The sequence below is a fragment of the Aurantiacibacter zhengii genome, from assembly GCF_003584125.1.
Taxonomy (GTDB): domain Bacteria; phylum Pseudomonadota; class Alphaproteobacteria; order Sphingomonadales; family Sphingomonadaceae; genus Alteraurantiacibacter; species Alteraurantiacibacter zhengii.
Genome location: NZ_QXFL01000001.1, coordinates 357156 through 370626, shown reverse-complemented (window position 1 = coordinate 370626; position 13471 = coordinate 357156). Strand labels below are relative to the sequence as shown.

The 13471-nt window shown below is 63.5% G+C and carries 12 protein-coding genes; 9 read left to right on the top strand and 3 right to left on the bottom strand.

Annotated features, from left to right (window positions below; genetic code table 11):
* Positions 1-4 precede the first annotated feature (4 nt).
* Positions 5-865, bottom strand: coding sequence for a KPN_02809 family neutral zinc metallopeptidase (gene ypfJ / locus D2V07_RS01840; protein ID WP_119584304.1), 861 nt, complete (start codon positions 863-865; stop codon positions 5-7).
* A 95-nt stretch (positions 866-960) separates the two neighbouring features.
* Between ypfJ and D2V07_RS01835 the strand changes: the two genes are divergently transcribed.
* From D2V07_RS01835 to D2V07_RS01810, 5 genes are all read left to right on the top strand, one after another.
* On the top strand, positions 961-1716 hold the full coding sequence (locus D2V07_RS01835; RefSeq protein WP_119584828.1) for a 3-hydroxybutyrate dehydrogenase: 756 nt from the start codon (positions 961-963) through the stop codon (positions 1714-1716).
* 559 nt (positions 1717-2275) lie between these two features.
* Positions 2276-2593, top strand: a complete 318-nt coding sequence (locus D2V07_RS01825; protein ID WP_119584302.1) for a hypothetical protein — start codon at positions 2276-2278, stop codon at positions 2591-2593.
* A 134-nt stretch (positions 2594-2727) separates the two neighbouring features.
* The gene (guaB, locus tag D2V07_RS01820) at positions 2728-4179 is read left to right on the top strand and encodes an IMP dehydrogenase (protein WP_119584301.1); all 1452 of its coding nucleotides are present in this window, start codon (positions 2728-2730) and stop codon (positions 4177-4179) included.
* Between the two features lie 204 nt (positions 4180-4383).
* Complete coding sequence (locus tag D2V07_RS01815; protein ID WP_119584300.1) at positions 4384-5562, top strand: RsmB/NOP family class I SAM-dependent RNA methyltransferase; 1179 nt, start codon at positions 4384-4386, stop codon at positions 5560-5562.
* A 59-nt stretch (positions 5563-5621) separates the two neighbouring features.
* Complete coding sequence (locus D2V07_RS01810) at positions 5622-6119, top strand: tetratricopeptide repeat protein (protein WP_119584826.1); 498 nt, start codon at positions 5622-5624, stop codon at positions 6117-6119.
* A gap of 12 nt (positions 6120-6131) precedes the next feature.
* Here D2V07_RS01810 and D2V07_RS01805 read toward each other — a convergent pair whose 3' ends face one another.
* Positions 6132-6614, bottom strand: coding sequence for an RNA pyrophosphohydrolase (locus D2V07_RS01805; RefSeq protein ID WP_119584299.1), 483 nt, complete (start codon positions 6612-6614; stop codon positions 6132-6134).
* 144 nt (positions 6615-6758) lie between these two features.
* Here D2V07_RS01805 and D2V07_RS01800 point away from each other — a divergent pair, with 144 nt between their 5' ends.
* The 3 genes from D2V07_RS01800 (at position 6759) to D2V07_RS01790 (ending at position 11135) form a co-directional block, all read left to right on the top strand.
* Positions 6759-8684: a 2-oxoacid:acceptor oxidoreductase subunit alpha gene (locus D2V07_RS01800; RefSeq protein WP_119584298.1), complete on the top strand. Its 1926-nt coding sequence runs from the start codon at positions 6759-6761 to the stop codon at positions 8682-8684.
* Positions 8681-9727: a 2-oxoacid:ferredoxin oxidoreductase subunit beta gene (locus D2V07_RS01795; protein WP_119584297.1), complete on the top strand. Its 1047-nt coding sequence runs from the start codon at positions 8681-8683 to the stop codon at positions 9725-9727. The genes D2V07_RS01800 and D2V07_RS01795 overlap by 4 nt, the downstream gene beginning before the upstream one ends.
* 124 nt (positions 9728-9851) lie before the next feature.
* Positions 9852-11135, top strand: a complete 1284-nt coding sequence (locus D2V07_RS01790) for an exopolysaccharide biosynthesis polyprenyl glycosylphosphotransferase (RefSeq protein WP_158586745.1) — start codon at positions 9852-9854, stop codon at positions 11133-11135.
* Between the two features lie 23 nt (positions 11136-11158).
* Here D2V07_RS01790 and D2V07_RS01785 read toward each other — a convergent pair whose 3' ends face one another.
* Positions 11159-12469, bottom strand: a complete 1311-nt coding sequence (locus tag D2V07_RS01785; protein WP_119584295.1) for a GumC family protein — start codon at positions 12467-12469, stop codon at positions 11159-11161.
* Between the two features lie 86 nt (positions 12470-12555).
* Between D2V07_RS01785 and D2V07_RS01780 the strand changes: the two genes are divergently transcribed.
* Positions 12556-13464, top strand: a complete 909-nt coding sequence (locus D2V07_RS01780; protein WP_119584294.1) for a metal-dependent hydrolase — start codon at positions 12556-12558, stop codon at positions 13462-13464.
* The last annotated feature ends 7 nt before the right edge of the window (positions 13465-13471 follow it).

The window sequence follows — 13471 nt, the reverse complement described above, 5'->3', positions numbered from 1 at the left end:
GTTGTTACGCCTGTAGATAAGCTGCATCGCAGCGGTTGTCGTCGGCGCTTTCCATACCGAGGCGCAAGGCTTCCATGCGCTGGCGGCTGGTGCCGTGGGTGAAGTTTTCGCTTGAGACGCGCCCGCTTGTCAGCGTGTCGTCGCCAATGGCTGCGGCGGCGTTCATGCCTTCCTCGAAATCGCCGCTCTCGATCAGGTTGCGGTTCCGGCCCGCCCAGACGCCTGCATAGCAATCGGCGTGCAGTTCCATGCGCACCTGCAGCTGGTTCTGTGCGCGGGGGTTCTGCGACTGGAGGCTGCGGATCTTGTCGGAAATGCCGGTGATGGTCTGCACGTGGTGGGCATATTCGTGCGCCACGACATAAAGCCGCGCGAAATCGCCGCCGTCGCCCGCCATCTGCGCCAGCTGGTCGTAGAAGCCGACGTCGATGTACATCGTCTCGTCCGCCGGGCAGTAGAACGGCCCCATGCCGACCGAGGCCGCGCCACAATCGGTGTTGAACTGCTGCGCCGTTGCAAAGCGCAGCGTAGGCTCGCGAAACTCTTCAGCAAAGCCTGCCTCTGCAAAGCGCTGCTGCCAGGTTTCGTTGAGCGAGGTGAGGGCGGCGCAGCTTTCCTGCGCATATTCGTTCGACGTACAGATCGCCTGCTCGTCTTCTCCCTGCGGTGCGGTCTGTTGCTGCTGGCCCTGCTGCATGCCTTCCACCGTCCCGGCGGTCTGCATCGGGTCTAGCCCGAACACGAAATAGCCCAGCGCGGCGATGATGATGGTGCCGCAACCCAGTCCCCCGGCCTTGCCCATGCCACCGCGACCGCCAGTGGTGCCGACCTTGATCTTGCTGGTATCGAAGGGATTGAGTCTCATGCTGCGGTTGCTCCCCGAATATCTCAATTATGGCTGGACCATAGCCGCCACATGGCTACGACCCTAGCGCGAAAACGAATTACATGGAGACTTCAATGTTCCTCGAAGGAAAGCGTGCCCTCGTCACCGGTTCTACCTCGGGTATCGGCCTCGCCATCGCTCGCGCCCTGCATGCCGAAGGGGCGCAGATCGTGCTGAACGGCTTTGGCGACGAAGCCGAGATCGCCAGGCTGTGCGAGGAACTGGGCGCGACGCATTCGGGCGCGGACCTGACAGACGTCGCCGCCATCGAGCAGATGATGGCGGATGCGGGCGGCATCGATATCCTGGTGAACAATGCAGGCATGCAGCACGTTGCCCCGGTGGATGAATTCCCGGTCGACAAGTGGAACACGATCATCGCGTTGAACCTCTCCGCCGCCTTCCACACCTGCCGCCTTGCGGTGCCGCACATGAAGAAGGCAGGCTGGGGCCGCATCATCAACACCGCGAGCGCGCACTCGACCACGGCCAGCCCCTACAAGGCGGCCTACGTCGCCGCGAAACACGGCATTGCGGGGCTGACCAAGACCGTGGCGCTGGAACTGGCGGAGCAGAACATCACCGCCAACTGCATCAGCCCTGGCTACGTCTGGACCCCGCTGGTGGAAAGCCAGATCCCCGACACGATGAAAAGCCGCGGCATGACGCGCGAGCAGGTGATAAACGACGTGCTGCTGGAACGCCAGCCGACCAAGAAATTCGCCCAGCCCGAGGACGTGGGCGCACTGGCCGTGTTCCTGTGCCGCGACGTGGCGCAGAACATGACCGGCGCGAATTACGAGATCGATGGTGGGTGGACGGCGCAGTAGTGCGCGGACCGGGCAACCGCAAAGCTAACGTAACGCTAGGAATCTTCCTGTTTGGAACTGCCGCTCTCTTTGCTGGAACGCTCTGGCTACGCACCACAGGCCCAGCCGAGGCTGAGCGAGCTTCGGTCATTTCGCTGAGAAATTCGCCTGGTTCAGAGGGTCAGAGTGCTGTTGTCGTAGTCGAGACAGACAACGGCGAAACGAGAAGCTTCAAGGCGCCTCGGCGGCTGCTGGTGCGCTGTGAGGTTGGTGACGATATCGAACTTGTTCGTCGCCGTTTCGCCACGGAAATTGGGCCGCGCGGCTGCTCGTTCCGAGAATAGACCCCCGCCCCCTACCAAACGCCACACGGTGCGCTTACGTCGGCCGCCACGAATTACCGAGACTCAGAACCAGCCCGAGGACGTAGGCGCGCTCGCCGCGTTCCTGTGCCGCGACGTGGCGCAGAACATCACCGGCGCGAATTACGAGATCGATGGGGGGGTTGGACGGCGCAGTAGGGGAAGTCTAATCAATTAGCAGCTTGCGGTCGTTCGGGGGACAGTCAATATGGTTGTCGATGCGTTTTAGTTGGATAATCTCGATTGCCTCTTTGATGTCGCTGAATGCTTGCGCTGATAAGTCTAGTCAGGGTTATCAATATTCGAACGATGATCCACAAGTTCAGTTCGCCTTACGTGATGCGAAAGAGAACTATCCTGAATATTTCAATATCCTGGAGGAGACATCCTCAACAGAACACTTCCGCGCAAGGGTCGTGTATGGCAAGGATGTTGAATGCGTAGCGTTTGAGAACAATTCGTCGGTCCTCATTCATATCGACTTGCCGCTGTACTGCTTCCGCAAGGGTTCTGAAGAACTTGTTCGAAAACTTTGAGTGAGCGCCCGCTGGGATGACGGTAGGGAGTGGCTGGTCGATCCGCTTTTCCCACTCCACCCCCTACCAAATGCCAGACGGTGCGTTTACATGGGCCGCCACGAATCACCCGAGACACAGAAGTGGCATCCCCAATGGAAATCCGCACCGGCCTTACTTTCGATGACGTGCTGCTACAGCCGGCCGAAAGCAACATCCTCCCCTCGCAGGCCAGCACCAAGACGCAGCTGACGAAGGAAATCGGGCTCAACATCCCGATCATCTCGTCCGCGATGGACACGGTGACGGAAGCCGAGATGGCCATCGTGCTGGCGCAGCTGGGCGGGCTGGGCGTGCTCCACCGCAATCTGACGATCGACGAGCAGTGCGATGCGGTGCGCCGGGTGAAGCGTTTCGAAAGCGGCATGGTGGTGAACCCCATCACCATCACGCCCGATGCGACGCTGGGCGATGCGCAAACGCTGATGGACAAGCACCGGATCAGCGGCATCCCGGTGGTTGCGCCCGATGGCAAGCTGGTGGGCATCCTCACCAACCGCGACGTGCGCTTCGCCGACAACCCCGGCCAGCCGGTGAAGGAATTGATGACGAGCGAGAACCTCGCCACCGTCAGCGAACAGGTCACCCAGCAGGAAGCGCGCAAGATCCTGCACCAGCGCCGCATCGAGAAGCTGCTGGTGGTGGACGACAACTATCACTGCGTCGGCCTGATTACCGTCAAGGATATCGAGAAAGCCGTGCTGCACCCCGATGCCACCAAGGATACCGGCGGCCGCCTGCGCGTGGCTGCGGCGACGACCGTGGGCGACAAGGGGTTCGAGCGGACCGAGGCGCTGGTGGATGCCGAGTGCGACGTCATCATCATCGACACCGCCCACGGCCACAACAAGGCCGTTGGCGAAGCGGTGGACCGGGTGAAGAAGCTCTCCAACTCGGTGCAGGTGATCGCGGGCAACATCGCCACGGCAGAGGCGGCGAAGGCGCTGATCGGCGCGGGCGCGGATGCGGTGAAGGTGGGTATCGGCCCCGGCTCCATCTGCACCACGCGCATTGTCGCCGGTGTCGGCGTGCCGCAGCTTACCGCCATCATGGATGCCGCGGGCGCGGCGGGCGATGTGCCGGTAATTGCCGATGGGGGCCTGCGCACCAGCGGCGATGCGGCCAAGGCACTGGCAGCGGGCGCGAGCACGGTGATGGTCGGCAGCCTGCTGGCCGGCACGGAGGAGGCTCCGGGCGAGACCTTCCTTTACCAGGGCCGCAGCTACAAGGCCTATCGCGGCATGGGCAGCGTCAGCGCCATGGCGCGCGGCAGTGCGGACCGCTATTTCCAGCAGGACATCAAGGATCAGATGAAGCTGGTGCCCGAAGGCATCGAGGGACAGGTTCCCTACAAGGGCCCGGCGCGCGACATCATCCACCAGCTGGTAGGCGGCATCAAGGCGGCGATGGGTTACACCGGCAGCGCCACGATCAAGGACCTGCAGAAGAACGCCGAGTTCGTGCGTATCACCAATGCGGGCTTGAGCGAAAGCCACGTGCACGACGTAAGCATCACGCGAGAGGCACCGAACTACCCGACGCGGTGAGGTGTCAGGCGGGCAGGTTTCCTACCGTTGCCGTCGGGCCTAGCTTGCCCGGCATGACACATCTTCTCGTCCCGACCGCACCGTTTTGCGCAAAGGTCACAAGTCCAACACGCAATTCTCTCGCAAGCGCTTGTCTTGCAAGGGAAAAGAAGCTGATTCACGTTTTTCAAATGGGGGCGGTATGCGTTCCAGGATGGTAAGCCAATGACCCCTTCGGCCCGTATTCAGGCAGCGATCGAGATCCTCGACCAGGTGATTGCCGCCGCGCGCGACAATGGCCCCCCGGCAGACCGGCTGGTGGCCGACTGGTTCAGGGGCCATCGCTTCGCCGGTTCGAAGGACAAGCGCGCCATCCGCGAGCACGTGTATGACGCGATCCGCGCCTGCGGTCCGATGCCTGCCACGGGTCGACGCGCCATGCTGGGACTGGTGGAAGAGCAGCCCGAACTGCGCGCCCTGTTCACCGGCGAAGGCTACGGCCCGCCGGCAATCGGCAGGAACGAGAAACCAGCCGAGGGCGGCATTGCTCCCGAATGGCTGGAGAACCGCCTGATCGCCTCGGGCGTGGGGCAGGACGAGGCGGAGGCGCTGCTGTCGCGCGCGCCGCTCGACATGCGGATCAACCGGCTGAAGGTTGCAGCAGGCGTGCCCGACCTGCCGGAGGAGGGCGAGACGCTCGCCTTGCCGGGGGCCGTCCGGTTCCCTTCGGGCACGCAGGTGAATGCGTGGGAAGCTTACGACACCGGCGTGATCGAGGTGCAGGACCTCGGCAGCCAGCTCGCGTGCTCTGCCGTGGGCGCGCAGCCGGGAGAGACAGTGATAGACCTGTGCGCGGGGGCAGGGGGCAAGACCCTCGCGCTCGCTGCCGCGATGAGCAACGAGGGGACGCTGGTCGCTGCCGATACGGACCGCCGACGCCTGTCGCAGATGGCCCCCCGCGCCGAACGCGCCGGGGCACAGATCGCGCGCGAAGTGCTGCTCGACCCCGGCAAGGAGCTGGATGCCCTGCAGGAATGGCTGGGCGAGGCGGACCGGGTGCTGGTGGATGCCCCATGCTCGGGCACCGGCACCTGGCGGCGCAATCCGGAGGCGCGCTGGCGTCTGTCCGAGGCCGAGTTGGGGCGCCTCACCGCCCTGCAGGCGCGACTGCTGGAGGTTGCCGCGCAGCTGGTGAAGCCGGGCGGCAGCCTGACCTATGTCACCTGTTCGCTGCTGGACGAGGAAGGGGCAGGGCAGGTCGATGCTTTCCTGAAAGCCAATCCTGGCTGGCGGGCGGACCTGCCGGACCTGCCGCTGGGAACGCCGCGCGGCGCCGGAACGCGCCTCTCCCCGGCGCGCGACGGGACCGACGGATTTTTCATCGCACGTATAACTAAGGCGTGATAACGGGGGCCATGGACGCAAAAACACATTCTTACCCGTCCATGCTCAAGGAGTACGCCATGCGTTTCGCACCCGTAGCCGCCGCCCTGTCTCTCGTGCTCGCCCTGCAGGCCAGCATAGGACAAGCCGGAGACTACCAGGCCGATCCACGGGCAGAGGCGCTGGTGGCACAGGGCCAGACGGCGCTGGAAATGGGCGAGACGCAGACCGCCATCGACGCGTTCGAGGCGGCGCTGGCGGTCGATCCCGGCTATACCGATGTCTATCTGGCGCTGGCCGGTGCCGCGCGTGTCGAGGGCTTGCAGGGCAAGGCGATCCACTTCTACCGCGAAGCGCAGGAGCGCGATCCGGAAAACCTGGCCGCCATCACCGGCGAGGGTGAGGCCCTGGTGGAAAAAGGCGCGCTCAGCGCCGCGCGCGAGAACCTGTCACGGCTCGAAACCCTGTGCGGTGAAACCTGTGTGGAGACCGTGCAACTGGCCGCCGCTATTGATCGTGGCCCGCCCGTAATGACTGCCGAAGCGATTTCCGTGGAAGACGACGTCGCGCAGAACTGAGCGGCGTCGTGCCTACAGGTGCGGCTTGAAGCCGGTCACCACGGTCTCGTAAACTCCGCGCTTGAACGGCACGATCAGCTCCGGCAGCAGGTCCGGATCGACCCATTTCCATTCGCAGAACTCGGGGTGCTTGAAAGCCTCGAGATCGATGTCGCTATCCTCGCCGGTGAAGCGCACCAGGTACCACGCCTGGCGCTGCCCCTTGTACTTGCCGCCCCATAGCTTGCCGTGCAGTTCTGGCGGCAGGTCGTAATAGAGCTCTTCCTCCAGCCGGTGGACGATCTGCAGGTGGCGGGTGGTGACGCCCGTCTCCTCGCCAAGTTCACGGAACATGGCTTCGTCCAGGTCCTCGCCATCGTCGACGCCGCCCTGCGGCATCTGCCACCAGTCGCCTTCCTTGTTGTCGATCCGCTTGCCGACAAAGGCCTCACCACGGGAATTGATCATCATGGTGCCCACGCACGGGCGGTATTGCAGCTTGTCCGGTCTGGTCATGGCGAACGATCTAGGATGGTGGAGAGGGGAATGCCAGCTATTGCCGCCGAAACAGAAAAACTTGATTGTCTTGGCAGCGGTAGGAACCTAGGTCGCCCGCATACGCTGGGGCCACAAGCCTCGACGCGGCAGGAAGAACATACAATGGCAACACAGACGGCTGAAGCACAGCCCGACACTCAGGTTCAGGACTCGATGGTTGTCCGTTTCGCTGGCGACAGCGGCGACGGGATGCAACTGACGGGCGGACAGTTCACCCTGTCCACCGCGCTGGCGGGCAACGACCTGGCGACTTTCCCCGATTTCCCCGCCGAAATCCGCGCGCCGCAAGGCACGCTGTTCGGCGTGTCAGCGTTCCAGATCAATTTCGGCAGCCGCCAGATCAACACCGCTGGCGACGCGCCCGATGTGCTGGTGGCGATGAACCCCGCGGCGCTGAAGGTGAACCTTGCTTCGTTGAAGCCGGGCGGACTCATCATCGCGGACAGCGGCGCCTTCACGAAGCGAAACCTGGAAAAGGCGCATTACGACGCAAACCCGCTGGAAGATGGCAGCCTCGCCAAGTTCGACCTGCTGGCTTTCGACATTTCGGAGCGCACGATCGAGGCGGTGAAGCCCTTCGGCCTCGGCAACAAGGACGCGCTCAGGTCCAAGAACATGTGGACGCTGGGCCTTGCCCTGTGGATGTTCGATCGTCCGCGAGAGCCGCTGCACGAGTGGCTGAAGGACAAGTTCAAGAAAAAGCCCGATATTGCCGATGCGAACATCGCCGCGCTCGATGCTGGCCATGCCTATGGCGAGACGGCGGAGCTTTCCGGTCCGCTGAAGCAGGTGCACATGCCAGCACGTCCGGTGGAGCCGGGCCTCTACCGCACCATCACCGGTGCGGAGAGCGTATCGCTCGGTCTCGTCGCCGGCGCACAGCTGGCAGAGCTGCCGATGTTCTTCGGCGGTTACCCGATTACCCCGGCATCGGCGATCCTGCACCACCTCGCGCGGCTCAAGGAGTTCGACGTCACCACCTTCCAGGCGGAAGACGAGATTGCCGCGATCTGCGCCGCCATCGGCGCAAGCTACGCCGGGCAGCTGGGTGTCACCAGTTCATCCGGCCCCGGCATTGCCCTGAAGACCGAGGCCATGGGCCTTGGTATCATGGTGGAACTGCCGCTGGTGATCGTGAACAGCCAGCGTGGCGGCCCCTCCACTGGTCTGCCGACGAAGACCGAGCAGAGCGATCTCTACCAGGCCGTCTACGGTCGCAACGGCGATGCGCCTCTGCCGGTAATCGCCGCGCGCAGCCCGGCCGATGCTTTCGATGTCGCGATCGAGGCCTGCCGCATCGCCACGCAGTACATGACACCCGTCATGCTGCTGACCGATGGCTACATCGCCAATGCCGCCGAGCCGTGGAAAGTGCCCGATCCCAGCGCCTACGAGCCGTTCCCCGCGACCTTCCTGGAAGGCCTGCCCGAGGGCGAGGAATTCCTTCCCTACAAGCGCGATGCCAAGGGCGCACGCCCGTGGGTGAAGCCCGGCACGCCCGGCCTGATGCACCGGGTGGGTGGTATCGAGAAGCACGAGACCACCGGCAATATCGACTATTCCCCCGCCAACCACCAGCGCATGACCGAACTGCGCCGCGACAAGATTGCGGGCATCGACGTGCCCGATCAGGAAGTGTCGTGGGGCGAAGACACCGGTGATCTGGTCGTCGTGGGCTGGGGCAGCACCTATGGCCCGATCAAGCAGGCCGTGAACCGCTGGATCGAGAAGGGCGCGAAAGTCTCCCACGTCCATGTGCGCCACATCTGGCCGCTGCCGAAGAACCTTGGCGAGTTGCTTTCCGGCTTCAAGCACGTGCTGATGCCGGAAATGAACACCGGCCAGTTCAAGACCCTGCTGCGCGACCAGTACCTGATCGACGCGGAAAGCCTGACCAAGACAAGCGGCCAGCCGTTCCAGATCGCCGAACTGGAAGAAGCTATCGGACGCTGCCTCGACGAGAAATGTGGCGGCCGCATCCGCACCAATGACGACCAGCTTCCCAACCCCGTGGGAGTCGAGCAATGAACGAAATGAGCAAGATCGAAACCACGCTGAAGGACTGGGAAACCGACCAGGAAGTGCGCTGGTGCCCGGGCTGCGGGGACTATGCCATCCTCAAGGCCGTGCAGCGCACGCTGCCGCAGCTCGGCGCCGATCCGAAGAACACCGTGTTCGTGTCCGGCATCGGCTGCTCCAGCCGCTTTCCCTATTACATGGAAAGCTATGGTTTCCACACCATCCATGGCCGCGCCCCGGCCTTTGCCACTGGCATCAAGCTGGCCAATCCCGACCTCGACGTGTGGCTGGTGACCGGTGACGGCGACGGCCTGTCCATCGGCGGCAATCACATGATGCACGTGCTGCGCCGCAACGTGAACATGCAGATCATGCTGTTCAACAACGAGATTTATGGTCTCACCAAGGGCCAGTACTCGCCCACCAGTCGCGAGCACACGCGCACGCCGTCGACCCCGCTGGGTTCTGTCGATCACCCCGCCAACCCTTGCGCCTTTGCGCTGGGCAGCGGTGCCCGCTTCGTTGGACGCGGGATCGATGTGTCCAAGAACCTGCCCGACGTGCTGACTGCGGCCCATGCTCACCAGGGCGCGGCCTTCATCGAGATCTTCCAGAACTGCATCGTTTACAACAAGGACGTGTTCGACGACTTCGCGAAGCCGAAAGGCGCAGAACAGCAGCAGCTCTGGCTGGCGCACGGCGAGCCGATGTTGTTCGGCAGCGAGAAGACGGGCGGCGTAAAGGGGCTGAGGCTCAACACCCAGGCCTTCGCCTTCGAGGTGGTCGACGTGGCCGATGGCGACTGGCAGGCTGCCGGTGTGCAGGTGCACGATGCCACCAACAGGATGATCGCGCATATGCTGGTGGAATTGCCTTTCGGCGAATTTCCCATGCCGCTGGGCGTGATCTACGACGATCCGGCACCGACTTACGAAGCAGCCGTCCATGCCGAGAAGGAGCGCGCGAGCGCGGGCAAGGATACCAGCCTGGCGCACCTGCTGGCCAAGGGGCAGACGTGGACTGTGAGCGGCACCGCCTCCGATCCCGTGTAGTCCACGTACTTGTTCAATCCAGAATCTGCGCCTAAGGCAATCTTTTGCGGGAACCGCTAATCGCGCCATACGTTCCGGCAAGTCATTGTTATAGATAAAATTATGAGGTGCGGGGGTGATGCTAATGGCAGCTCCTTCAGAGCTGGTCCATGGGGGGCGCAGCATATATCGTTCGTTCGTGGTGCAGGTGCTTGCCTGCATTATGTTCGGCACGGTGCTGCCGCCGTTCCTCTATTTTGAAGCGAACCTGTCCGCTTTCAGGAATCCGACATTCCAGAACAGTGTCATCGCTTCCATCATCGCGCTGGTGGCGGGGATATTCTTCGCCAGGCGCGTAAACATCTACCCCGGCGTAAAGCAGCTTGGCGCGGTTTTGCCGACCTTCATTGCCAGTTTTGGCGCGGTGGCGCTCGGCATCCTCGCCTTCCGTTTCGACTATTCCAACCAGGTGCTGCTGCTCAACTTCATTGCCTGCGTCGCGGTGTATATCGGCGTCATGAGCATGGCGACGAAGGCGGACCGGTCTATCTTCTACGCCGTTCCTGGCGGACGCATCCGGCGATTGTCGAACGTCGGCCTGATCGTGCAGCCGCTCAGTGTCCCGACATTGCCAGCGCACGAAGGCGCGATCATCGTGGCAGACCTCCATGCCGAGCTCGATGACGACTGGGAGCGCCTGCTGGCCACTGCCGCGCTAGAAGGCGTGCCGGTCTTCCATTTCAAGCAGGTTTACGAGGCCGCCACGGGCAAGGTCTGGGTTGAACACCTCTCGGAGAACAGCTTCGGATCGCTGCTGCCCAACATGAGCTTCATGGGACTGAAGCGACTGTTCGATATTGTTCTGGTGCTGGTGCTGCTGCCGCTGCTGATTGTGCCGCTGGCCATCGTGGCGCTGCTGGTAAAGCTGGATTCGCCGGGGCCGGTGCTGTTCCGGCAACAGCGGGTGGGCTTTCGCGGTCGTCCCTTCGCAGTCTGCAAGTTCCGTACGATGCGTTGCGAAAGATTGTCGGAAGACATGAAAGAGCGCCGCGCCAAGGCGATGACTGGCGAGAACGATCCGCGCATCACCCGGCTGGGGGCTTTCCTGCGCCGCACACGGATCGACGAATTGCCGCAGATGCTCAACATCCTGCTCGGCCACATGAGCTGGATCGGTCCCCGGCCCGAAGCGCTGGACCTGGGCACCTGGTACCAGAAGGAAATCCCCTTCTACGACTATCGCCATATTGTCCGGCCCGGCATTACTGGCTGGGCGCAGGTCAACCAGGGCCATGTTACGGAACTGGTCGATATTGATCGCAAGCTGCAGTACGACTTCTATTACATCAAGAACTTCTCGTACTGGCTCGATTTCCTGATCCTGATGCGCACCGTGCAAGTGGTATTTACGGGCCACGGCGCGAAATAGCGCCGCCAGTTACTCCCGCAACGTCAGTAAACATGCCGCCTGCGCCGCACGTCGAGCGCGATCAGTAGTGCGCTCAGTAACACCGCCATTCCTGCCGCGATGCCGATCAGCAAGCGCCAGTCCGGCACGACCGGCCTCACGGGTGGCACGGCACTGGCGATAACCCTGGCGGTGGTCGCAAAATCCCCGCTGGCCGATGTGGCGAGGCGAGCCAGCAGCAGGCTGTAGAGTTCGCGCTTTTCCAGCACGTCCTTCTGTACGTCGGTCAGGCCGAGTCCGGCGGTGCCGCGGGAGGCGACCTCGTATCCCAGCGCCTCCAGTTGGGCGCGCAGGTCCGATTCCTGTATGCGCAGCTGCGCGGCTTCCGCAGCACGATCTTCCGCCTGGCGAATGGCCTCGCGCGATAGAGTGGCGTCGATGACGTCGATCCGCTCGCGCAGGTCCAGGGCGGCGGGATAGTCGGCGCGGAATTGCGCAGTGATACGGCTGTATTCCTCCTCGAGGTCTTCCCGGCTGTCGCGCAACTGCTTGATGGTCGGATCGCTGCTGTCCACTTCCCCGCTGGCGATGGCGGCTTCCACGCCGTCGAGCCGGGCGCGAACCTGCGCCAGCTGCGACTGCAGGGCATCGCGGGTCTGCGCTGTCAGTGCGTCATCCCCGCTCACCAGGTCCGCTTCCTCGGTGGGGAGGGCAACGATATCCGCCTCCGACATGCCATCGGCCAGACTGCGCTCGGCTGTTTCCAGCTCGGCGCGGATCTCCTCCACCAGAGCCTCCAGCCTCGCCCGTTCGTCGCTGGCGGCACCGGCCAGCCGCTCCGCATCGGCGGGGATGAACGCAGTGGCCAGTGCGTTGACGATGTCGGCGGCCAGCGCCGGATTGGCGGAGCGATAGGTGATGCTGGCAAAGTTGCTGTCATCGTCGATCTGCGTGCCGGTATTCTTCAGCACGATGGCCGCCGCCCGAACGCGCCGCTCGCCTATGTCCATTGTGCTATCGTCCAAGGCCGGATGGGCGGCAAGGAAGCGGGGGTCCTCCAGCAGGTCCAGTTCGGCAACCGCCTGCGCCGCCACCGCGCTGGAGCGTGCCGTCGTGATCCGCTCTGCCGGTACGGGAATACGGGCATCGTCCGCCAGGCCGGCAGGGGTGATCAGTTCCACCTCGGCATTCGCCTCGTAGAGCTCCTGCGTGCCGAACCCGATTGCTGCGGCGATGGCACCTGCAACGAGGAAAATTCCCGCTATCGGCAGTACCAGGCGCAGCCACACCGATCGCGTGCGCGCCCGGCGCGGCGCGGTGGAAAGATAGTCCGCCTCGTCGTAAGTGCCCGTCATGCCGCCTGACTAGCCGCAAGGCGGCTGGCGATAAAGCGCTTGTTGGGGCTAGTGCTTTGACGGGCGTGCAGTAAGACTGGCGGGCGATGGACAATCTCACCCACTCGCTTACCGGCGCGCTGATCGGGCAGGCGGGTCTCAAGAAAAAGACCGGCCTTGCGATGCCCGCGCTCATCATCGGCGCGAACCTGCCCGATGTCGATGCAGCCTGCTTTTTCTGGCTGGACGGCGTGGAACCTCTCGCTTTTCGCCGGGGAATCACCCACGGGCCGATTGCGCTGATCCTGTTGCCGCTGGTGCTGGCGCTACTGCTGTGGGGCTGGGACCGGTGGCAAGCGTCGCGGGGCCGAAGGCCCGATGCGCGCCTGCCGGTGCATTTTGGGTGGCTCTACGGCGTCGCCCTGATCGGCTGCCTCTCGCACCCTGCGCTCGACTGGTTGAACGTCTACGGTATCCGCCTGCTGGAGCCGTTTTCCAGCCGTTGGTTCTATGGCGACGTGCTGTTCATCATCGACGTGTGGCTGTGGGCGATCATGATCGGCGGGGTGTGGCTGTCGCGGCGGCGGGAGAAGCGCGGACAGGACTGGCGCGCGGCGGCGCGCATGGCGCTGATCCTGTGCGGCATCTACTTGCTGGCGAACTTCGCCATTTCGCGGGCCGACAGCATGGCGAACACCTCTTTTGCCGAGACGATTTCCTCGCCCCCGCCACTGGCGTTCTGGCAGCGCGAAAGCATCGGCGTGAGCGGCAGCGGGAGTTTCTTCGTCGATGGCGAAAAGGTCGGCAATACGCCGCTTTCCGCCTGCGATCTGGAAGCGGCCAAGGCGCAGAGCGAGCAGGTGGCGGCGTTCCTGTTCTGGAGCCGCGCGCCGGTCATCACCCGGCAGGACGATGGCTCCTACCTGCTTGGCGATGCGCGTTATTACGGCGTGGAGGAAGGAAGCTTCAGCGTGACCCTGCCCGATGGTCTGTGTTCGGAACCTGCGGGAAGTTGATACCGTT